This window comes from Noviherbaspirillum sp. Root189 (assembly GCF_001428545.1).
Lineage (GTDB): Bacteria > Pseudomonadota > Gammaproteobacteria > Burkholderiales > Burkholderiaceae_D > Noviherbaspirillum.
This window is the reverse complement of sequence record NZ_LMHZ01000067.1, coordinates 130,648-152,488: the sequence shown is the minus strand read 5'-3', so window position 1 is coordinate 152,488 and position 21,841 is coordinate 130,648. Positions and strand designations below refer to the sequence as shown.

Annotated in this window: 14 protein-coding genes; 1 reads left to right on the top strand and 13 read right to left on the bottom strand. The window is 55.4% G+C overall.

The window, feature by feature from the left end; genetic code table 11:
- Nucleotide 1: 1 nt before the first annotated feature.
- The 13 genes from ASE07_RS25510 to ASE07_RS25450 all read right to left on the bottom strand — a co-directional run bounded on the left by ASE07_RS25510 (nucleotide 2) and on the right by ASE07_RS25450 (nucleotide 19,561).
- Nucleotides 2-1,990 carry a type VI secretion system Vgr family protein gene (locus ASE07_RS25510; RefSeq protein ID WP_057293624.1) on the bottom strand — a complete coding sequence of 663 codons (1,989 nt, stop codon included), beginning with the start codon at nucleotides 1,988-1,990 and terminating at the stop codon, nucleotides 2-4.
- Nucleotides 1,987-4,740, bottom strand: a complete 2,754-nt coding sequence (gene tssH, locus ASE07_RS25505; protein ID WP_057293623.1) for a type VI secretion system ATPase TssH — start codon at nucleotides 4,738-4,740, stop codon at nucleotides 1,987-1,989. The genes ASE07_RS25510 and tssH overlap by 4 nt, the downstream gene beginning before the upstream one ends.
- A 5-nt stretch (nucleotides 4,741-4,745) precedes the next feature.
- Nucleotides 4,746-5,837, bottom strand: coding sequence for a type VI secretion system baseplate subunit TssG (gene tssG / locus ASE07_RS25500; protein WP_235548623.1), 1,092 nt, complete (start codon nucleotides 5,835-5,837; stop codon nucleotides 4,746-4,748).
- Nucleotides 5,825-7,585: a type VI secretion system baseplate subunit TssF gene (tssF, locus tag ASE07_RS25495; RefSeq protein ID WP_057293622.1), complete on the bottom strand. Its 1,761-nt coding sequence runs from the start codon at nucleotides 7,583-7,585 to the stop codon at nucleotides 5,825-5,827. Before tssF ends, tssG begins: the two co-directional genes overlap by 13 nt.
- Before the next feature lie 55 nt (nucleotides 7,586-7,640).
- Nucleotides 7,641-8,099 carry a type VI secretion system baseplate subunit TssE gene (gene tssE, locus ASE07_RS25490; RefSeq protein WP_057293621.1) on the bottom strand — a complete coding sequence of 153 codons (459 nt, stop codon included), beginning with the start codon at nucleotides 8,097-8,099 and terminating at the stop codon, nucleotides 7,641-7,643.
- A gap of 125 nt (nucleotides 8,100-8,224) precedes the next feature.
- Nucleotides 8,225-8,710, bottom strand: coding sequence for an Hcp family type VI secretion system effector (locus ASE07_RS25485; RefSeq protein WP_057293620.1), 486 nt, complete (start codon nucleotides 8,708-8,710; stop codon nucleotides 8,225-8,227).
- Nucleotides 8,711-8,791: 81 nt separating this feature from the next.
- Nucleotides 8,792-10,279: a type VI secretion system contractile sheath large subunit gene (gene tssC / locus ASE07_RS25480; RefSeq protein WP_057293619.1), complete on the bottom strand. Its 1,488-nt coding sequence runs from the start codon at nucleotides 10,277-10,279 to the stop codon at nucleotides 8,792-8,794.
- Between the two features lie 45 nt (nucleotides 10,280-10,324).
- A complete protein-coding gene (tssB, locus tag ASE07_RS25475; RefSeq protein ID WP_057293618.1) occupies nucleotides 10,325-10,891 on the bottom strand; it encodes a type VI secretion system contractile sheath small subunit in 567 nt (188 codons plus the stop codon).
- A 443-nt stretch (nucleotides 10,892-11,334) separates the two neighbouring features.
- A complete protein-coding gene (locus tag ASE07_RS25470; RefSeq protein ID WP_057293617.1) occupies nucleotides 11,335-15,234 on the bottom strand; it encodes a hypothetical protein in 3,900 nt (1,299 codons plus the stop codon).
- A 21-nt stretch (nucleotides 15,235-15,255) separates the two neighbouring features.
- Entirely contained in the window at nucleotides 15,256-15,867 is a 612-nt protein-coding gene (locus ASE07_RS25465) for a hypothetical protein (protein WP_235548622.1), read from the bottom strand.
- 275 nt (nucleotides 15,868-16,142) lie between these two features.
- Complete coding sequence (locus ASE07_RS25460; RefSeq protein WP_156397027.1) at nucleotides 16,143-17,156, bottom strand: hypothetical protein; 1,014 nt, start codon at nucleotides 17,154-17,156, stop codon at nucleotides 16,143-16,145.
- A gap of 100 nt (nucleotides 17,157-17,256) precedes the next feature.
- Complete coding sequence (locus ASE07_RS25455) at nucleotides 17,257-17,943, bottom strand: hypothetical protein (RefSeq protein WP_057293614.1); 687 nt, start codon at nucleotides 17,941-17,943, stop codon at nucleotides 17,257-17,259.
- Nucleotides 17,933-19,561: a transporter substrate-binding domain-containing protein gene (locus ASE07_RS25450; protein WP_082584487.1), complete on the bottom strand. Its 1,629-nt coding sequence runs from the start codon at nucleotides 19,559-19,561 to the stop codon at nucleotides 17,933-17,935. The genes ASE07_RS25455 and ASE07_RS25450 overlap by 11 nt, the downstream gene beginning before the upstream one ends.
- A gap of 455 nt (nucleotides 19,562-20,016) precedes the next feature.
- Here ASE07_RS25450 and ASE07_RS25445 point away from each other — a divergent pair, with 455 nt between their 5' ends.
- A complete protein-coding gene (locus tag ASE07_RS25445) occupies nucleotides 20,017-21,756 on the top strand; it encodes a hypothetical protein (protein ID WP_057293613.1) in 1,740 nt (579 codons plus the stop codon).
- Nucleotides 21,757-21,841: the final 85 nt, after the last annotated feature.

The window sequence follows — 21,841 nt, the reverse complement described above, 5'->3', positions numbered from 1 at the left end:
ATCAGTTCAGCTTTACCAGTGAACCTTTGAGGACCAGCATTCCGCCCGCTTCCACGGTGTTCATGCCGTCGGCTTTGCTGCTGATCACCGGTGCCTTGCTTTCGATCTGCGCGGTACCCTGGCTCACGATCTTGAGTCCCTTGCTGGTCAGATTGGTACCGGCCTCATTTGTCAGGGTGGTGCCCGCCTTGGCATCCAGCGCCGTACCGGCATCCAGCTTGAATGCGGTTTGTGCCGTCTGCTCGATCGCCGCACCGGATTTGATTGTGATCCCGCCGGTCGCTTCGATGGTTAATTTGCCATCAATTTTGAGTTGATAGTCACCTGTTACCGTATGGGTAAATTTACCGGAGTTGGTGTGGCTTTCGTCACCGGTCACTTCCAGGGTGCGCGTCCCCTTGACCTTGTGGGTTTCCTTGCCTGTTTTCAGTTCGATGGTCCGGTCACCTTCGTCCAGGGTATGGATTTCCGCACCTTTTTTCACGGTGGTCGTCAGGGCGTTTTCGATCTCGACCAGCATATCTTTCTGCGCATGCATGTACAGCTGCTCGGCATCTTTCTTATCTTCGAAACGCAGTTCATTGCCTTCCGTTCCCTGCTTGGACGAACGGGTGCGAATCACCGTTTGAGTCTGGTTTGCCGGCAAGGTCACCGGGGTCGTGTTTTCACCGTTGTACACACAGCCGGTGACCAGCGGACGTTCAGGATCACCATTGAGGTAGGTGATCACCACTTCCTGGCCGACCCGGGGCAAAAACAGCGCGCCGAAACCTTTGCCCGCTGCCGACTGCGATACCCGTATCCAGGTCGAACTCTTCTCATCCTTTACGCCGTCACGATCCCACGGAAATTGCACCTTGATACGGCCATGTTTGTCGGTCCAGATTTCTTCACCGCTGGGGCCGACCACCAGTGCGGTTTCGCATCCTACCGCACGCGGCCTCGGCGTCTGGACAGGAGGCCGAAATGGCACCGTCGCCGGAAACGCCTCAAACGAATTCGTGTACATATCGTCGTGTGCGGTATGGTGAACCCGCCGTAACACAAATGCCGCATTCAGGCTGGTGACAAAATGATCCTGGAGCGTGAACTTGGTCCCTGGTGTAAACGGGTAGCAAAAACTGTCGCCCCGCAGTATTTCCGCCGATACCTGGCTGGCTTCCACGCGTAATTTGGCAACAGCATTGCCTGCCGCAACCGCCAGATGGCCGGTAGCAAATTCATAAGCCGCACCATCGCCGGCAGCAGCCGAGTGTGTTCCTTCGAGCGAGGTGCTCGGCTGGACAAAGTCGTAATCGTTGACAATGGCCTTCTTTAATGCAATGCCGCTTTCATACGCAAACCGCGACACTGTATCAACGGAATTTTCCATGCCGGTTTCCGGAAAAAACCGCACTGTGGCAGCGCCCGTACAGCTTACAAAATTCGACGTTGCATCCCCCAGCACCATGGTGTGACCGCTGCTGGTATGGGTAAAGAAATAGAAGATGCCCGCCTGCTCCATCAGACGGGAAATAAAGTCGAACGCGGTTTCATCGTACTGGACGCAATAGTCCAGCGAGTCATAGGTTTGCGTCAGCTTGTCGTCGAAGGTAATGCCATATTCCGTCAGTACTGCCTTGATGATGTCCGCAACCGATTTCGTCTGGTAGATCTTGCGGTCGCGCGAGAGCGTCAGCAGCCACAGCTTCGGTACGAGTTCTACCTCGTAGCTGGCGAAATCCCGATTAAAACCGCTCTGGACAAAGCGCGAGACGATCCCGGTAATGTAACGGGCAGTGCCGCCTTTGATCGCCATCTTGACCGTCACCGACTTGGCGACGATGCTAGCCGCGCTCAGGCTGGTTTTTTCGGAACGCATATGCAGGTTGAACTTGAACAGTTCCGAAATACCCTCGCTGCCTTCCATGGCGTCGAGCAGCAGATCATCTGTCCCAAACGGCGTGGTGACTGTAAGCAGACCATCCGCTTGTTTGAATCCGGATCTCATGCGTGGCTGCCGAATTGCGTGCCCAGGACGCTATCCTGGAAATCAAATGCAAACTGATTATCCGGCGACACATGCATGTGGATCGCGGTAAAAGGCTGCAGCATCGACATGCGTTCCAGCACCAGCGAGGAGAGTTGCGGCAGCACTGTTTGCGTCAGGATGAAATCGATATTACGCGCGCCGCTGTCCACTTCCGTGCAACGTGCCGTCACCAGCTCGGTCACCTGATCGTCCCAGGTAAATTTTGCGTTATGGTTCTCTGCAAACCGTTGCGCCAGTTTTTCCAGTTTGAGATCGACGATGTTCCGAATCTGTTCGTCGCCGAGCGGATAGTACGGCACCAATACCACGCGTCCAAGGAACGCCGGGCTGAACTGGCGCAGCAATACCGGCCGCAGTCGTTCGGTCAACTCCGTCACGTCGGGCCGCCTGCCGGATTCGCAAGCCTGCGTGATTACATCCTGTGCCGCGTTTGAGGTCAACAGGATCAGCGTATTTTTAAAATCGATGGAGATACCTTCGCCGTCTTCCATCGTGCCTTTGTCAAAGACCTGGAAGAACATCTCCAGCACATCCGGGTGGGCTTTTTCCATTTCATCGAGCAACACCACGCTGTATGGGCGACGCCGGACCGCTTCGGTCAGCACACCGCCTTTTCCATAGCCAACGTATCCAGGCGGCGCGCCTTTCAAGCTGGAGACCGAATGCGCTTCCTGGAATTCGGACATATTGATGGTCACCATGTTGCGTTCGCCACCGTACAACATATCGGCCAGCGCAAACGCGGTCTCGGTTTTTCCGACGCCGCTTGGCCCCACCAACATGAAGACGCCAACCGGTTTGCCGGGGTCATCCAGTTCCGCGCGGAAGGTTCGTACCCGCCGCGCGATCGCATCCAGCGCCTGATCCTGCCCGACGACGCGTTCGCCAAGCCGGTCTTTCAGATGCAGCACCGTGTGGATTTCATCGGCCAGCATTTTGCCGACCGGGATCCCGGTCCATCCCGAGATCACGTCAGCGACGATGTTCGAATCGACGCACACGGGCACCAAAGGCTCGTCATCCTGTATGGCTTCGAGTCCCTTCTGCAAACGCTGCAACTGGGCTGCGCGTGACGCCCGAACGTCTTCATCGGCTTCTTCACCATTGTTAACCGAATCGGCGATTTTCTGGCGCAGGGAGAGAATTTCCCTCACGGCACAACGTTCATCCGACAGTTTCTCCGACAGCCTGGACTGGCGTTCGCGCGAACTCTTGAGCTGCTTTTCGGACCGACTGATTTCCTCCGCCCGGTCCTCGCCGCGTGCATGCTGTTGCTGCATGATGCGCAACTCTTCACTGATCAGCATGATCTCGCGGTCAAGCGATTCGAGCTGGGATGGGGAACCTGACTGGCCGATTGCGACCCGTGCGCAGGCTGTGTCGAGTACGCTGATTGCCTTGTCAGGCAACTGTCTGCCCGTGATGTATCGGTCGGACAGTCGCACGGCGTCGAGCACGGCTTCGTCGAGAATTTCAACCCCGTGGTGTTTTTCAAGGGTTGCTACCATGCCGCGCAACATGCCGACTGCAACTTCCTGCACAGGCTCTTCGACCTTCACTACCTGAAAGCGGCGCGCCAATGCGGGATCACGTTCGACGTATTTCTTGTACTCAGCCCAGGTCGTGGCCGCAATGGTACGCAGTTCGCCGCGTGCGAGCGCGGGCTTGAGCAGATTGGCCGCATCGCCCTGCCCTTCCGCGCCACCGGCGCCAATCAGCTGATGCGCCTCATCGATAAACAGAATGATCGGTGTGGCCGATGCGCGAACTTCTGCAATCACTGACTTCAGGCGGTTTTCAAATTCACCCTTGATGCCTGCTCCAGCCTGCAGCAAACCTAAATCCAGAGTACGAACCGACACATTGGCGAGCGCCGGTGGAACCGCGCCTTGTGCGACGCGCTGCGCAAATCCTTCCACCACCGCTGTTTTGCCGACACCCGCTTCACCGGTAAGAATCGGATTGTTCTGGCGACGGCGCAGCAGGATATCGATGATTTGCCGGATCTCTTCATCGCGTCCCCGGATCGGGTCTATCCTGCCTTCGCGGGCAAGCGCGGTCATATCCACGGTGAACTGGTCCAGCGACGGGGTCGCACTGTGACCGTTGCGGCCGGATGTCAGTTCCGGCATGCGGCCGGGGCCTGATGCACTTAATGTACCTTCCGTGCCGTTCGGCACTGTGTTGGCGTTAGCATTGGCGCCGGGTGCAATATGACCCGATTCGCCGGCATCTTCTGCCGATCTCGCGAGCAGCGTCGGTAGTTCGGCCCGAAGTTGTCCACGCGGGATTCTTAACAGATCGGGTGCAGTCTCGATCAGCAGGCCGCGCAAACTATCGACTTCAAGCATCGCGAGGATGACGGTACCGGAACGTATCTGCTGGCTACCGAGTAGCATCGAGCTTAGCAGCCACGCTTCCTGAAACAGTGGCATGAAATGCGGCGACAGCGCGGGCGTGCGACCATTGCCGCGCTTGAATCCGTCCATGCTGTGCTGCAATTGTGTTGTGACGGTATTGGCGTTGACCTCAAAACGTTCAAGTACCAGCTTGAGGTCCGGCGCTCCGGATTCGATCAGCCTGACCAGGAGATGCTCAAGCTCCACGTTGAACTGGGTTTGCTTCACGCACAATTCGGCCGCCTCCACCATCGCGCGTTTGCACTCGGGATTGAGCTTGGACAGCAGGGTACGGATATCGATTTCCATGGCGATCAGGTTCTTTCTGGCGACGTCTGGTTACGGTCCGGCACTGCTGTTGCCGGTGAGGTTGCCGCTTGCAGCATGAAGCAAGGTTCCTGGTAACGCACAGGGGCGCGACCTTCCGTACCCTGGAATTTGCTACCGGCCGGACTGCAAAGCCAGGCACTCAGGCCCAGACGTGGGGCCAGCGGGTCTGATTGCCCAAGCCGGGTCGACGGCTGGTTCTTGAGGTCGAGCCGCACGCTAACCTGTATATCGCGCTGCAGATGACGGGCAACTAGCCAGCCCAGCAACGCGCAGGCTTCGCCGCCCGGCAATAAAGATGAAAACAACGGTGCGTCAAGCGGCAGGGTCGACAGTTCCATGCCGGCTCCCTGATCCCACGCGCGTGCGCCGAGGGAGGCTCCCATGCCGAGGCGCGACTGCACGCCGAACGCTTGCTTCCTGTCATACAGACAGGCCTGCTCCTGAGTCGCCAGGGCATTCCAGCCACCGATGAACTGGCGCCCCGAAAAATGTACACCGAGCCGGTCTCGCACTACCGCAAGCAGTGAAGCCATCGATCGTGGCGCCGCGCCCTGCACACCGGCGTGACGCAGCCAGGCTAGCTCGCCATTGGGTCCGCGCGCGCCTTCCGTACGCCCCAGTCCGGACAACGCATCCAGACTGCGTACCAGCGGTGCATCGGCAACATCGTCCGCGGCCAGTGCCAGATGATGCTTGCGCCGGCTGCGGTAAAACAATCCGAGCACGCGCTGGTTAAAAATATCCAGGAAATCCAGCCCGGCATGATCGCGCATGCGACGCCGTTCCAAGAGCATCTCGGTAAACGGCATCGGCAGGGAACCTTGGGCACCCGCGAGCGAGAACGCGCTCGACTTCAGGGTCAACGGGGGTCCTGGCCGATCGCTGTCGGCAATACTGCTGATGTCGCTGGGCGCAAAAGCCAGATCGACCTGCGCCGCCAGCCGCACCGCTTCATCGACACCCAGCGAAGTGCCCACGGGTGCGCGTGCGGGCTCACTGCGTTCCAGGATACTGATCGCCTGGAACAAATCGAAGTCATGCGGATTCTCCCGCAGCAGGGACATCAGATCAGACATTGCCGTCCACTCATTGCGGGCCACTGCATCCACGGTTCGCCACCGCGCTGGACTGACAACCTGACGAAGGAATTCGCCGCGGTATACAGCGCGAAAAAGCGTGACAGCACGCCCGCCAGGACCAGTGGTGAGGTACCGACAAACGCTTCGACATCAAATTCAAGACTGATGTCCGTACCCCGGCAGTGGCCGCGCCAGGTATCCGTTCCCAGCCTGGCCGTTGCGACCGTTGCGGTAAGGTTCTTGATGCCACGTACCTGTGCCTGGTCGCGCGCGCTGTCGCCGGCAAACAGCATGAGCATCTGTTGCAAGGTGTGCACGCCATTGGTGCCGTCCACCAGCGAGCGATGATTCAGCCGCAACAGTGATACCAGCGACCACAAGGCCTTGGCTGACATGACGGGTGGTCGTTGCGAACTCGGCTGATACAGCGTACGGATGCGCGTCGAGCTTGAAATCCCGTCGCCAAAGAACCGGGTCCCTGGCGATATCTGCTCGGCGAGCATACGGTTAGTACATAGTAACTGCGCGTAGACGACCGGCTCGTCCGGCGTGACGTGCACATTGCTACGGTCAATAAAACTGAGAAACACATCCGTTCCGCTGATATCCTTGCGCAGGCTCATCTCGCGGCGCATCGACCAGCAGATCGACTTGCTCCCGGAGGCATTGTCATCCGATTGTGCAAACACGGATGGAATGAATTCCGGGCGGTCCGACCGTGGATCCGACGCAGTAACCGACACCACCGAATGCACTTCTGTCACGGCGTCGCGCTGGTAATCCGGGATCAGCGGATATTCATACCGCCGCCGGTCAAACCAGATCGGCTCGCTGGTCTTTGGAAAAAGATTGATGACCGGGACGCAACCAAGCAAAAAATTTTCTGCGGAGAGCAGCGACAGCACGCGTGCGCTCCGGTTAAAAATGAAGCGCACCGAAAAGCCCTGACCCGTGCCGAGCAGGCCACGCAAGCCGGCGAGGTCAAAAAACTGGAATTTCCGCGGAAATGCGAAGTACTCCTGCAGCAGGCCATATGCCGGATGCGCGTGCGACGGTTGAGGCAAGACTTCCTCGTTTTCGTCGAAGCCAACCTCGCGCAGATTACGGGGACTCAATCGATGGAGTACGCCCTGCCCGGTCAGCAGTTCAACCCGCTCAAGTCCGCTGATGAGCAGTTCGTGCAGGGGCATGGTGGTCAGCAAGTCGCCCGACAGGTGAAATCTCAGGCTGTCGAGTTCCAGTTCCGACACATCGATGCCGGCATCGCATTGCACTTCCAGACGCAAGGTACGCGTGTCTTCCAGTTTGGTCGCGGCAATCTGCAACGGCCACAGCGTCGTATTCCATCCCACCTGAAAGCGGCAATTTTCCCCGCTGGATGCGGTAGCGGACAGCATCGTGCCGCGCGCAACCTGCATGCCGGAGGTGACCTTTCCTTGGGACGAATCCAGCGTCATCTGGACTACGGTCATGGCAGGCACAGGTTGTGTCAGGCTGGGGCACAAATTATCCAGCATCGCGCCCGCAATCGTCGGAAAGTCCCGGTCCAGATCGCGATGGACGCGTGCCGTCATGAAGGCAACCGCCTCGATCAGACGCTCGGTGTGTGGATCGGGAGATTCGGCACCGGTCAGTGCCAGGCGTTGCGCAACTTTGGGATAGCGTGCGGCGAAATCAGCGGACTGCGTCCGCAGATACAGAAGTTCTCGCCGGTAGTATTCAAGAATATCGTCCTGCGTATTCACGGCATCATCCTCGAAGGCGCCTTTGCGAATCGCAGAAACATGATGCCAGCACCGCTCATGCTGCAGCCTCTACCTGGGCAGACTGGGTATTGAGCACAACATCGAAATTCACGCGGCACAGCTGCTTTCCCAGCATCACGGCGGCTGCGATCGTCGCGCGCGCACCGTAGTGCTTTTTCGGGTCCGGCTTCACGTTGACCTGTACATGGGATAGCCTGGGCTCATACATCTCAATGCAACGCTCCAAGACTTTCGCCCAGATTTCCAGATCAAGCTGTGACTGTGGCGACAGGCTCAAACTGTCGGGCAAACCGTAATGCAATACTGACGGTTCGCAGGTGAGGTATTCCTGAATCGTGAGTGCGTTTCGCACGTTGAACAGGCGTGCAAGATCGAGTTGCAATGAATGCTGCAGCCCGCCCGCATCCAGAAGCCGGCCGTCCTGCGAGGCATGGGCAACGCCGCTGAGCCGATCAAACAACGGAACAATCGACGCCGCGATAGCTTTTGACATGATCTCGAAACACTCTGTCGAAGTGACTAACCCGCCACCGATACGCTATCGCGTACGACATGGCGCTGGTGCCGGGTCTGGTCAGGGAAACTGCGGCATCCAGTGAACACTGAACGCCACATCCATCAGTCGGCCTTCATGGTCTCCAGGTTCCAGTTCCAGGTGCCTGTACCCTTCGCGGTCGAATCCGTCTTCTGCTGGGTAAAATCACACTTGATCTTGCTAAATGCCAGGGAGAAGGAGTCCGACGGGATCCCGCCACCACCTGAGGTGCTGATAGAGGAGATCATGGCGTTGGTGAACTCGTATTTAAACAAGCTCATATAGACGCCATTTTCCACACGACCTACGTGCAATGTGGCGGTACCGATCTTTGTGCCTTGCGAACAAGCCTTGTACAGCTCGGTCGTAGACAGGTCGGACATTTTGGTAAAGGTTATTTCTGAAAACGACGGACGGCCGGCAGTACGCTCGGTATTTGCCGAATCCATTTGCAGCGGAATGGCTGCGCCGTGCGAATACGACAATACAATGACCTTGTCTGTATAGTCCTTGACCTGGCAATTGCCCTTGATTGTGGTTCCCAGATCCAAAATTAATACGTCAGACATTACTGTCTCCAAATATAAGGGGCAAGATCAGATGCCATCATGGCGCCTGATCTTGCGGAACAGGTTGAAATTAACGAGAAATCAAGCCGCTGCGGCTGGCAATTCGGCGACCAGTCGGATCGATGTTGTCAGCTCTTCCATCTGGAAATGCGGACGCAGGAAAACCGTAGCGGAATACGAGCCAGGCTTGCCGGCAACTTCTGTCACATCAACACGGCCCTCTGCCAGCGGGAAGCGCGCCTTTTCACCCTGCGTTGCATTCGGGCTCAGCAGCACATAGGAGCTCAGCCAGTTGTTGAGGTAACTCTCAACGCTCTGACGGGTCTGGAAGCTACCAACCTTATCGCGCATGATGACCTTGATGTAATGCGCAAAGCGGGACGCGGCCAATACATAAGGCAAACGCGATGACAGCGCTGCGTTGGCGTTAGCTGAATCGAGGTTGTAAAGCTTAGGCTTGTTGACTGTCTGGCCACCAAAGAACGCAGCGAAGTCCGAACCCTTGGAATTGACTGCAGCGATGAAGCCGAGGTCATTGAGTTCTTTTTCGCGACGGTCGGTAATGGTGACTTCAGTCGGGCACTTCAGTACGACATCGCCTTCGTCGGTCTTGAAGGTATGCGCAGTCATGCCGGCAATCTTGCCGCCGCCTTCAACGCCACGAATCGCGGTGGTCCAGCTGTGCTTGGCGTAGGCGTCAGTGATACGCAGTCCGAGCTGATAGGCCGAGTTCGCCCACAGATACTTGGAGTGATCCTTACCGTTGACATCCTCTTCGAAATTGAAGCTTTCCACCGGAGAAGTCTTTGCGCCATATGGCAGACGGGCAGCGTAACGCGGCAACACCAGTGCGACATAGCGGGAATCTTCCGTTTCACGGAAACCACGCCATGAGGCAAGTTCGGCGCTTTCAAAGATCTTTGACAGGTCGCGTGGCACACCCAGTTCGGTAAATTCACCCATATCGAACAGGGAAGGCGCAGCGGCGGAAATAAATGGTGCGTGCGCTGCGGCTGCCACCTTGGACAAGCGCTGGAGCAAGGCGATATCCTGCGGATGACGACCGAAATAGTAATCACCGATCATTAATGAATAAGGATTGCCGCCGAAGGTACCGTATTCTTCTTCGTACACCTTCTTGAACAACATGCTCATATCATGATCGACCGCTGTTTCCAGGTCTTTCAGCAGTTCCTTCTTTGACACGTTCAGCAGACGCAACTTCAGGGTCGGACCGGTTTCAGTCCCCATGACCATGTCGTGCAGACCGCGCCATGAACCTTCGAGCTTCTGAAACTCGGGGTGATGCATGATCGCATTCAGCTGGTCGGTGAGGATGCGGTCGATCTCTGCGATCCGCTCGTTGATCATTGCCACCACGCCTTTATCGGGCGCGGTCTTCATGCCTTCATCAAGGATCTGGGTAGCGAACTGCCCGAGAAGGGTTTTCGCGTAAGCTTTCTGCGATGGCTCGATCGCCATCTTGCCTTCCTGGACGATACGGTCCAGCAGACCGAGTTCTTCAGTGGACGTGCTTGCTCCGCCCTGTGCAGCTTGACTAGTTGCCATAGTTTGACTCTCTGTTTTCGATTAGTAGATGAGCGCTGCGCGCTATCAGGCCGGTGCTGCCTCAGGTTCACCTTCAGCGGCTGCGGCTGGGGTGACCGGGCTGGCTACCGGGGAATCCGATGCGGGAGAACCCTGGCCCTTTAACGTCTGAAGTTCCTGGGTATTCTGGATAATGTTTTCCAGAAGTGCATCGAGCTCATCGTTACCATCGAGCTTGCCGAGCAAGTCGCGCAGTTGCTGGCGGACTTCAAGCAACTTGGCCAGGCGAGGAACCTGTTTGACAATCGCTTCAGGGTGGAAGTGTTCAAATTCGGTGAAATTCAATTCAACCTTCAGATTACCCTGTCCTTTCAGGGTATCCGGAACCGGAATATCCAGTCGCGGAGCAATCTTGGCCATCACTTCGTTGAAATTATCACGATCGATTTCAATCAGGCGCCGATCCTTGAGTTTCGGCGGCGGCACGAGAGGCTGCCCCGACAGGTCAGCCATAAGGCCGACAACGAGAGGCAATTCCTTTTTCTCGGAAGCGCCACCGGTTTCGACGTCATACGTGATTTGAACGCGTGGAGGACGATTGCGTCCCACCCATTTTTGCAAGCTGTCTGACATTCCTCACCCTCACTTAGATTTACCGGACTAGTAATCATTGGAGCTGGTCCCCCAAGGCGAGTGACCTAGGAGTCAGCATCGCTTTGGCTTTGGTTTGCACTCCGTCCCAAAGTGTGACTAGTTGTAACTAGTTCTAAGAATCAAGCTCATGGTAGGTGGAAAAAGTTCCACAAACAAGCAATTTTTTAATATTCATCAAAGAATTTTTGGCATTTAACTCATTTTTCTGACATCGCCGCAAAATGGTGCATTACGAAATATGTTAGGGCTAACCTCGTTGGCTGACCATGACGACCACGTGCTTTTAATACTGACTTTTCATGACAGCATCATGAATGAACGGGCTAACTTTTAGGGGCAGTGTGGGAGTCAGTTCATGGGCCCCTATCACTACTAGCACTACTAGCCCCGGCCAATCTATTCAGGGGGAACGCTTATCGTTTTCAGCCGAGCGCTTTGCTCGCAGCATCCGCCAGCCGTTCACGCAGTGCTTCCTTAAGTGCGGACTCCACGTCTTTCGCAGTGGCAGTGGAAGTCTCTAAAGATAAAGCGGCATCCGGCAGGGCTGGCTTTGCTGATCCTTTAACTGAAGTTGCCGCGCCGTTCAGCACGTCCGTCACTGGAATTTCGGGCGGAAGGACCGCTTTATCAATCGACACCTCCAATGCGCTTATTTTCGACTCGGCAGGATCAAGTACCGACGCTTTATTTATAAATGTATCTTCAGGTCCGTCCGACGGCGGCGCTATTGCCCTCGCGTCGACCGAGCCACTGGCCGCTTCTTTCGCAGCCAGTGCGACCGGGGCAGACGCATCGACGCCAATGGCATCAAGGTCGGCCAACTCAGCGTTCTTATCCTCCAGCGGAAGTGCGTCCACTATGCTTGACGGCGGCTTTTCATCGGAAGCAGAAATACTGTTCTCAGTCACACGGTCCTTCGGCAGGGCTTGCCGGGAAGAGCGATCCTGAATGCCGTTCGCATCGTCTTTCAGGACCGCACTCTTCGCCTCTTTTCCGCCTTCCGCGCTGAGGTCCAAAGCTGCATCCTGCTTGGGTGCGCTATCCGATGCAGGGTCTGATGGAAACTCAGTCGCGGCGTTTTTGCGGGGTTGACCTGTTTGTGGAGATGCGTCGCTTACCACCGTCCCGCGTGCGGCTGGTTCGCCTGGTGCGACGTCAGTCACCGCGTCATTCGCTCCGGCAGCATCCTGTTGTGACCGATTTATCTGATCGCTGGAATCCCCGCTATCTGCCTTATCTTTACGACCTGCGCCTTTGTCGTCTGGAAGCCCCGCGGATGCAGACGCGTCTGAACCGGTTTGCGCATCGCCCCCTTCGGCCGCTAATGTTGCTGCGCTATCCGATCGCGTCTTCTTGCTGTCTGCGGTCGCCGATGTCTGACTATTGTTCGATGTAGCCGCGTCGCTTGATGCTGCATCAGCTGCTGCGCCGTCAGGTGCATCTGTGCCCTTCCCGCTTTCCTGCTTGTTGCTCTGCTTATTATCGTTATTTATGTTTTCCGCACTGTCTTTCGCACTCTCTGGTTTTTCTGCCGGCTCGACGAGCGTACTCTCTCCGCCATGCTTAACCACTTCAGCATCAACGATCGCTTCTGCCGCAATGACATCGGTACGCGCCACCTCGACCTGTGCCTGGACTGCCTGAACTTCAACCAAGGTCGCATCAATGCCAGCCTGTGCCTCATTCTTGTGCGCTTCGGTCTGTGCTGTCACCTTCTGTGACGCCGACCCGACGTTATTCTCAGCCGCAGCAATCTCTGCCGCCAGAGCTTGTTCTGCTTCTTTGGCTTCTTCCGCGATTGCTGTCGCGCCGTCGAACTGGGCATTCGACTCCGCCAGAAGTTGTTCGCTTACCGGAGCATAGTGGTCAACGACGGATTCTGCTTCAGCGCTCGCTTCCTGTAACGAAGCTTCCATCTCGTCGAGTGCTTCATCCGCATTATCAGTCACAGCTTGCGCTTCGTCTTTCATGCGCGTCATCGACGTCTCAATCTCAGTTGCGGTGGCTTCGATATTGACCGCGGTATCGCACGCGCTTTGTGCCTCCGCACGCAGATTGTCGGAGGCGGCCCGGACCTCGGCCAAACCCTGTGCCACCTCGGCCGACGCGGTGTCGATACTGGTTGTGATGATGTCGTGGCATTGCTGGGCAGCCGCTTGCCAGTCGTTCAACGAGCCGGCATCGCTGATGACCGCTCTTACATCAGTCGGGATCTGGGCAGAGAATGTGGAAAATTTGCTGATAGTCGATTGAACTTCGACCGGTAAATCAGGAATTTCAATGGTCAAAGCGGAAATTTTTTGCGTAACCTGATCTGCCAGCGCCAGTACTTTAGACTCAGCCTGAGATATCTGTTGTTTCGCAGAGCTGCTCAACGACGTAATACGCGACTGCCATGACATCATCATTTGCGTGAGTTGATCAATCGGCTTCTGCGCCTGCATTTGCGCACTGGTCAGGGCCGAGTGCAATGTGCGCAAGCCCTCCTGCGCAAGCTCCGCTGCCTGCGCGACGGCTTCCCGTCCCTGTTGCAGGGCGTTCTGCAACGGCACGCTGGCTTCCCTGATCTTCTGGTCCACTGTTGCAACGGTCCGGTCGAGCAAGGCGGACAATTCTTGCTGCAATCGCTGTACCAGCGTCTCGCACTCCAGTTTTGCCAGACACGCATTGACACCGGCGCGGACTTTATTGAGCACGTCGTGCATGGCGGTCGCGGCAGCTTCGAGTTGCTTCGATAACTCGGGTGGAATCGCGCCGGCCATCTCGGAAATCTGTTGCAATGCCGCCTGAAGCTTCACCAGCAAAGCGACCAGGGCGTCGATCGCAATCTGCATCTGGGCAATGGCCTGGTCAAGCAGGGGATGCAACGCTTCCACGGCGGAGATTCCCAGGTCCATCAATCCGCTGGCTTGCGTACCTGCGGCCTCGACCGACTTGCGGGCGGTCGCAATTGCGGTTTGGGCAGTGGGGATCATGGTTTTCACGCCCATGAAAAGCGTGCGCGCCATCATTAGGGGCGGTGACTTCATCATGTAACGGGTGCACACCTCGATTGCGCGGTTGCACAGGTCCTCGGCCTGGTCGAGTTCAGCGCTGGCAGCATCGAGCGCTTGGTTGGCGGCAGCAACAAAGCCCGGTATGCGGCCTTTGATCTCTTCCAGCAAGCTCACCGCTTCGACGATTTTGGCGCGCACCGGCGCAAAATTCTCGGGTAGAGCAATCAGTGCGGATTTGGCTTTTTCAGCATCGGTGTCCAGCTCTGCGAGCAAACCCTGTATCTGTATGATTTCTTCGCCGACGACACCGACCACATCGTCGAGTGCTTGCTTGATCGTGTCCGCCCGCAATTCAAGTGAATCAATCGGCTGCAGCGCCTTTTTCAGCATGGTATCGACGTTCGATGCCGCTGCCCGCAGCTGATCGATAACGGCGTCAACCCGTGCGCGTGCCTCCGCCATCGGCTTGAGTACGATATCACCGACCCGGCCCAGTTGTGCTGCGCCGTCGTCAAACAGCGCGTCGCAAGCCTCAGCTTCCGTGCGCAATGCATTTTGCATGCGCTCGACATAAGCAATCTGCGCCTGCAGTGGCGACAGCAAATCGGCGCCTGTCTTGCCGACCAGATTTGCGGCGCCGCCGATCATCACCAAAGCTTTCGAGCTGGCATCATCGACGCCGGAAGTCAGATCCACAACGTTGTTCTGCAAGGTACCCCGCAATGCCTGGACTTGTGCCAGCGTATCGCTCTGGAGTGCCTTTGCCTGGGTCGTGACGGCCTGCGTCCCCAGTTGGGCCAGTTGTACCGATAGTGGAACCAGCTGACGGCCATACTGCTCGAACATGTCGGTCGTGCGTCGGGCCTGGGCCGCGAGCGCGTCGCCGCGCGCCGGCAGACTCTGAAAAAATGTCAGCTGAGAATCGAAATCCGGGACCAGTTTCGACAGCGCCGTAACTGTACCGGGCAAGGACTTTGCGGTTCTGGCAGCTTCGTCGACGACTTGCTGCACGGTCGCGACCTGATCCAGTAGTCGCTGCGGTATTGCCGCCGCATCCAGCCCAAGTTTGCGCAAATCGCTGGCGGCCGTGTTGATCGCTTCAGTGCAACAGTCCAGCACCGGCTTCGGGTCCAACATCGCGGGAATCGCCGCTATCTGCTCGGCGATGGCCTTTACATCGGCTTTCAGGGAATCCGCGCAACTTGCGACGTCGCCCGCAAATGCCTTTCCCTGCTCAGTGACCGTGGTAGCAGCGGCCTCCATGGACGACGCAATGCGGACCGCACTTTGCGGCAGGACTTCGAGGGAGCGTTCAATCACTTTCATTGCGTCATCCCTTTACCTGCCCTACAGTTCACTCAGCTCGGCGTTGGCACGCGTCGTCGCTTCGGTGATCGATGCGGTAATGTCCGCGACCTTCGTCGGTGCAGGCTCGAGCGACAATGAAGCAGACTCAACGCTCGATATCGAAGCAGTCACCTGCTCAAGCGACTGATTCAGTTCCGGCAGAACTTCGGCGCCTTCAATACGGATGTCTTCCAGAATCGGAAGAAGATTTTCAGCAACGGGCAGCGTTGGCAGTGTGCTCAGGGCTGGCAAGGTGGACAGCGCTGCGGCGGAGGCTGAGGATGCGGGCGGAGCGACAAGGCGCCCGGGCCGCGCGTGACGCGCATGCTCTTCCAGGACAGCCACCGCACCGGACTTCAGACGCCCTGCCAGCGCGTACAGCCAACCGTCGACGCCACCGTGTGCCGTGACCAGAGAGGGGCCGGAACGTTGCAGCACCCACTTGAGTTCAGCGCGTGCGCCTGGCTCGCTGAGCCAATACCGTAGATAATTAACAGCCTCATCGGCCGATGCGAAGTGGCGCCGTGCGCCCAGTACATGCGTCTGATTTGTCAGGCCGACGTTCCGAAACAATGCCTCTGCCGTCTGGCCGCCAGATTCGTAAAACGTCACGCGGCATGATTGCCGCCAGAGACTGGCCAGAGGATGGAGCATACGTTGGCAGTTTGATTTTTAAATTGGATGGTTGGGACTGCTAACTACGAATAACCTCGATGAATAGTAACATCGCATTCAGGAAATTTTCGAATTCCACGTTGTTATCGCGTTTGGGTGCCTCTTCTCATGTAACCACGTTGCACGTGCGATTCACTTGATTATCCTTCCGTGTCTTCCCTCTTGAGAGCATGAGCACGCCACACGTTCGCCGGGTGCATGGCAAGCTGGCATTACTGCCAGATGACGCTGTATTCGGGAAAGTCGCTTGCCCTCGCATATTTAGATGCGGCTCCTCCGCGTTCGCGCTGATACTGCTTTACCTTCGCATCTTTATTTATTTGAGATTCCAGATCAATTCTGACACCGGCAGGCGATACCGAGTTGTTGCCGAGGTGGGTTTTTTCACTCGAATCCTGAGACACCGGGGCTTTATAGCTCTTCATGCGAAAGTTGCTGAATCCATATTCTTTTAAAGCGCCACTCAATTGTGCTGCCAATGGCAACAGCATCTTTTCGAGGTCCACGGGATTTTGCGGATCTGTGTTTTCAAAGTGGAGCGGCTTTGGAACAGCGGTATTCAGCGCGTTAATCCTTGCGTATTCCGTTCTAAGTCTGACTTTTTCGCTTTCGCTTGCCGTTTTCATCGATGCTGCAAGCACCAGAAGCTTGTCGGCTTCCTCAATCGAATTAACGGAATTTCCCGCGTGGCATACCAGGAGTTCAATTTCGCGGATCTCAGTGCTCAGCCCGTCTTTTACCAGCATTTCGGTAATTTCCCTGGCTGTCCATTTGGTATTGGCACAGGTGAAGAAAGGCATGCGTTCATGCCCGTGCGCCAGAATGTATAGTTTGGCGTTGGGAGAAAAGTTGTCCGGGATCTCCTTTCCGCCCTCGAAAAAGGTGGCGGACAGATGCAGGTTCGAGATGAAATTGCCGCCACATAGTCTCATCTCGTCGTCAATCTTCGGACACCAGATAAAGGCCTGCTTGCTTGCAACCGGCTCCGCCAAGCTGGAAATATAAAAACTTAATGTACTGAATGCCTTCAACCGATTGCGGGCATCAGAGAACCACCTGACATTCTTCCTCTTGTAATCGTGCATCGCTTTACGCAGCGCCGTCATGCTCGGGTGTGATGGCGCGGCCTCATAGGCCCTCAGCGCGTCATCAATGCGTCTAAGATCAGCACTCCTCAGAGAATGTGTTTTTGTCTTTTCAAGCCAGTCAACATGCGTAATTTTCATAATTCGGGGCTGCGTTAATGGTCTACATGTCTACTGGCTTCGATGCGGCTGCCGGAAGTACTCCGTCACTCTTGCTGCGTCAACGGGCCTTCGGCGAGCGCTAAACTGCGTGCTTGCTTTGCACCTGATGTTGATAGGCGATGGAGAGCTTTTGATGAAGACTGCTCATGTAATTCGAATCCTTGAATTTCCGAATCAATGCGGTAAATCCCAAGGCGGTGATCACGAAATAGAAACTGCAGTACAGATAGACCGGGATCATCACGCTAGAGCCGGTCGCAGCGATCAGGACGTTGCATCGACTGACCAGTTCGCTAACGCCGACCAACGAGGAAGCACTCGATGCCACAAACGAAATCAAAAATGCGTTAATCCAGGTGGGAATGAACAACAATGCTGCGCCAACGTCGCCTTTGGACCAGGACCGATAAGCGACCACCAGACTTTCCGAGGTAAAGGCAAGCGGGGCAGCAGATAAACCGATCACTGCCTTGATCCATTGCGGAATATGAATGACCAGGTCCGTACCAGGGACTGTGAATTCGGCCGGAAACACAAACACAGCATAGAAGATCAACGCAAGTGTCGGCACACCACGCAGCAGTTTAGATATCTGACCCGCGACAAAAGCAGGTTTGCCCGTTTTCTTCACACGAACCCACGCTAGTCCTGCGCCGAGCAGCGTACCGAGCACAACTGCACTGACTGCAATGAAAACGTTCCATAAGAAGCCTTGTAACAAATATGGCGTCCATGTGAATAGAAAGATGATCGTATCAGTGAGCATAATTAGCACTCCTGGAAAGCAGCTTCTTTTCTACATAGTTAAAAATTTGCGTCCATATATTCGTGATCAGATAGAACGTGATCAGCAATACGGTCATGATCAGGAAGATGTTGCCTTTTTCTGCAATCAGCAGGCTGCTGGCGCTAAGCAATTCCGGAATTGCAATGGCCGATGCAATCATGGTCTGCTTGGTGAGATTGATCAGGCCTTGCTTGATCGGCCAGTTTGCATATTCTGCTGTCCGCGACAGATTGATGTAGGAAAGAACAAAAGCTGGTTCGTATGTCCGTATATGTTTGGCCGCCTCCAGGAATGCGCTCATGATCAGGCCCGATGTGTAATACCCCAGGCAAAATGCAGCAACCGGAAACGCAGGGACTTTGATGCCAAACTCACGCATCAGCCAGCCGCCGAATCCAAAGAAAAGCAGATACATCATGAGCAAAGGTGGTGTCAGTCGACCATAGGCCATGACGGCCGAGATCACCCGACTCATCCAGGACTGTTTTCCATCGATCGCGACTGCCACCGCAATACCAAGCATGAGGCTGATGACGACACTGCAAGCGATCAACAGCATGGTGTAAAACACGCCCTGGAAAAACTGCGTGCGGTCGTAGGGATCATAAATAAAGTTCAGATCGATTCCGGTCTGCTCCTTTATCCATAAGCCGACGGCCTGCAGACCCTTTACTTCGGCACTCGATACGTACTCGGCACTGCGACATTCTGCGGACCAGAGGCCCGAAGTGTTCCGGACACATGTGTACTGTCCTGATGCTTCACGCCGGGACCAAAGCTCTTTTTGTTTCAACAGCCAGTCCGTGGTTTCAATACCCCATTTCTTATTAGCTTCGATCAGCCATCCGGTCCGGTGCAAGTCGGCAAGCATATCGCCCAGCTTGAGTTCCAGTTCCGTGCCTCGTTCGGATCGCGCGATAAATACCGCGAGTGGCGTCACCAGCGCCTGCGTCAGCGGCATTTTGTAGCCAGCCCATTCCGGCTGCTTAATGGTGTTGTTTAATGCGGGTGTCGCATACAGGAAACCGGAACACTGGCCATCTTTCAATGCAAGATGCGCGTCGCGCACTGTCTTATAGTTCTGTAGCTTCAGCAGATAGCGTTCTGCCATTGGCTTATTGAAGTAGCTTCCCTGCAAGGCACAAATCGTATTGCCGCGGATTTTTTCCCAGGTATTGACTGCTTGATCGGGGCGGAACAAAACATTGACACTTGTTTCGTTATAGCCGGGTTCGACTGCGGTCGCGATCTGGCGCCTGGAAGCCGTGTCGCCCACGGTTGCAATCAAAACGTCAACGTCGCCCAACTCAAGCTTTTGAAAACGGTTTTCGGTCGTAATGCTGACCTTTTGCAGTTTCACGCCAAATCTTGCCGCCATCAGTTCCGCGAGGTCGCTCTCAAAACCGATCACCTCTCCTTGTGCATTGATCCAGTTATAGGGTCTGAAGTCGGTTTTGACACCGACACGCAAGGTACCCCTTTTCTGAACTTCCTCCAGCGTTTTACTGGAAGGGAATTGCTGCGCGTAGGCGTTGCATGCAAGGAGCACCAGTGCGAGGCAAGGAATGACTTTTCCAAATAACTTTCTAAGTATCATTGTCCTGCTCCGCCACGATGGCTTGATTTATTTATTTTGAGCACCCCTGAAGCTTCCGTTTTAACGGCCGCTTCTTGTTCAAATCAGCAATAATTGTTGCTTCTTGTCATGGGCGTATCCACGAATATTACCGTTGCAAAGTTGCTTTTGCCAAACGGTATTTACTGGCAGAGGCGCTTAAGCCTCATGCTGTCGTGATGAGCTGATGTGGCCATTTGTGAAAGAAATTCCGTTGGTTAAAGCCCGACTTGATGGGTATCGTGCATCGCAGCAAATAAGTAACTTCGATCCTGCAACGCGAAAAGTTGCTCCATGGAACTTTAATGCTGAGAAAGATCTTTCAAGTGACTAGCCGAAATACCTCTGGTATAAACTGAAGTCAAAGGTTTCCAATTGGAAAAGAATTTTCCGAAAGGTTGATTTTTAGACATATCTCTTTCGAGAGGCACTTTGGTATGCCCAAACAGCTCACCGCAGATTTCGTTTCCACCCATCGCGCACTGGCAGGCAGCAGGTTTTCTCTGGCCGCCTTCCCTGAGGCGGAAACTACCAGACTATGTGCGTTTGAACCCCCTCAGACTTATGAGGCATGGCTGGCGGCGACCAACGTGGACGGCTTTATGTCAAGCAGACTGTTGCACACCACGAAGTCACGTGGTGAGCGCCTGCAAAGGGTTGATCGTGCATACAAGGCATGGATTGAATATCCGGGTGCCGAGGGAATTACCCATGCCGGTAATGCGGAAAACCTGATGAATGCCCTGCAGACCTATATTGGCGTCACATACAGGCTCAATGGCACAGTCAAGGAAACCAGTATTCTCAGCGGAGATTACCGGGATGCCCGCAACCGCAACAATGTCATCAAGAACACGCTGGACCTGACCCGGCTCATTCATGCGCTCGGCGGAACCAGTCCCGCCTCGAATGAAGAGGCACGGAAGATGACGCGCAAAATGATGCTGACTTTACTCGCCAATATTCAGGTCGACTGGGACTGGAAAACCGATCTCCTGAGCGGCGCGGCGAGCGTAATCCCCGGCGTCAATGACGTTGTCGATAAGGCGGGAAAGGAAATGGCCGCCGAAATCATGCAAGTTGTGGAAGGCAGCGCCGCCGGATTAGCAGGTGGAGTTTATGTGGGATATACGCAATATCAGGAATATCAAACCCATGGCGGTGGCGCGAAAAAATTCCTGAAAGAGCAGTTCAAAAAATTCCAGAATTGGGTTGTCGAAAAGTTGAAAGACAAGTTTCCAGGAAGAGTATCTGAACTTATTGAACTCGTCGGCAAAGCACTCGGCGTTGTATTTAAATTTGTATGTAAAGCCGCTGGAGACTTTGTCGGTGCCGGCGCTGATATTTTGCAGGGCCTTGCCAGTCTGATTGAAGATGCATGGACCCGCCGCAGCATCACGCTGCAACAGTCTGAACTCGTGACCAGTGATGGCGCATTTGCGCTGATCCGTGCAGGGATTGACAGCGGGATCGTGCAGCGTCAGGCCGTTGCGGCATGGAAGGTTGTCAAAGGCACGATTTCCATTGCGGTGACAGCCACCACAGCGGCGCTTGCGAATAAGGTTGCCGATCTGGTGCTCGCCGGTTTCGAGTTCATCTTTAAAATGCTCTACACCTTGTTTGAAGAAAAACGCATTAAGGCGTTTTTGACCGAAGCGAAAATCCTGTGGCGCAATCTGAGCAATACGCCTGCAGTGCCAGTCGCATCAGTCGCATCAGTCGCACCACTCGTCAAAATGAAGGGCAGCAAGCTCGCGGCTGATGAGAATCCAACATTTACCGTTCCCCTGGTATCGCGTGGCACCATGCCGGAGTTCAAGGCCGCGCACTATACGCCGGATGATTTCCTGCACAACAGGAAAGCTGCGTATCTGAATTTCCTGTACTCGATGACCAAAGCAAGTCCAGTCATGGCCGCCATTGTGATGAACTCCGGCGTCATCGCCGAGCCCGATGATGTGTTCCATTCTGCGACGCCGCGCAGTACCGATGACGTGGGACGTGCCGCAGAGCACATCAAAACCTTGAAAATCGAGGCCACACGGCTATTCAAGGAATGTAGTTTCAAGGTAACCCCTGCACCGGTAACGGTGTTGTCAGGCGATTCCAACGAGATCTATCAACGGCTGTTGAATAATGCAAAAGGCGCTACCCAGCCAGTGCTGGTTGCTGCCTGAAGTTGACCGGGCCGCCGCAGGAATAAATTGTGGCTGGCGGCTTATAAGCTAGAGTATGCCACTGCCTGCGCTCATTAAAACTGCA

What these genes read in the sequence shown, in the direction of transcription:
- ASE07_RS25510 (WP_057293624.1), bottom strand. Translation starts at nt 1,990, where the DNA reads ATGAGATCCGGATTCAAACAAGCGGATGGTCTGCTTACAGTCACCACG.
- tssH (WP_057293623.1), bottom strand. Translation starts at nt 4,740, where the DNA reads ATGGAAATCGATATCCGTACCCTGCTGTCCAAGCTCAATCCCGAGTGC.
- tssG (WP_235548623.1), bottom strand. Translation starts at nt 5,837, where the DNA reads ATGTCTGATCTGATGTCCCTGCTGCGGGAGAATCCGCATGACTTCGAT.
- tssE (WP_057293621.1), bottom strand. Translation starts at nt 8,099, where the DNA reads ATGTCAAAAGCTATCGCGGCGTCGATTGTTCCGTTGTTTGATCGGCTC.
- ASE07_RS25485 (WP_057293620.1), bottom strand. Translation starts at nt 8,710, where the DNA reads ATGTCTGACGTATTAATTTTGGATCTGGGAACCACAATCAAGGGCAAT.
- tssC (WP_057293619.1), bottom strand. Translation starts at nt 10,279, where the DNA reads ATGGCAACTAGTCAAGCTGCACAGGGCGGAGCAAGCACGTCCACTGAA.
- tssB (WP_057293618.1), bottom strand. Translation starts at nt 10,891, where the DNA reads ATGTCAGACAGCTTGCAAAAATGGGTGGGACGCAATCGTCCTCCACGC.
- ASE07_RS25470 (WP_057293617.1), bottom strand. Translation starts at nt 15,234, where the DNA reads ATGAAAGTGATTGAACGCTCCCTCGAAGTCCTGCCGCAAAGTGCGGTC.
- ASE07_RS25460 (WP_156397027.1), bottom strand. Translation starts at nt 17,156, where the DNA reads ATGAAAATTACGCATGTTGACTGGCTTGAAAAGACAAAAACACATTCT.
- ASE07_RS25455 (WP_057293614.1), bottom strand. Translation starts at nt 17,943, where the DNA reads ATGCTCACTGATACGATCATCTTTCTATTCACATGGACGCCATATTTG.
- ASE07_RS25450 (WP_082584487.1), bottom strand. Translation starts at nt 19,561, where the DNA reads ATGATACTTAGAAAGTTATTTGGAAAAGTCATTCCTTGCCTCGCACTG.
- ASE07_RS25445 (WP_057293613.1), top strand. Translation starts at nt 20,017, where the DNA reads ATGCCCAAACAGCTCACCGCAGATTTCGTTTCCACCCATCGCGCACTG.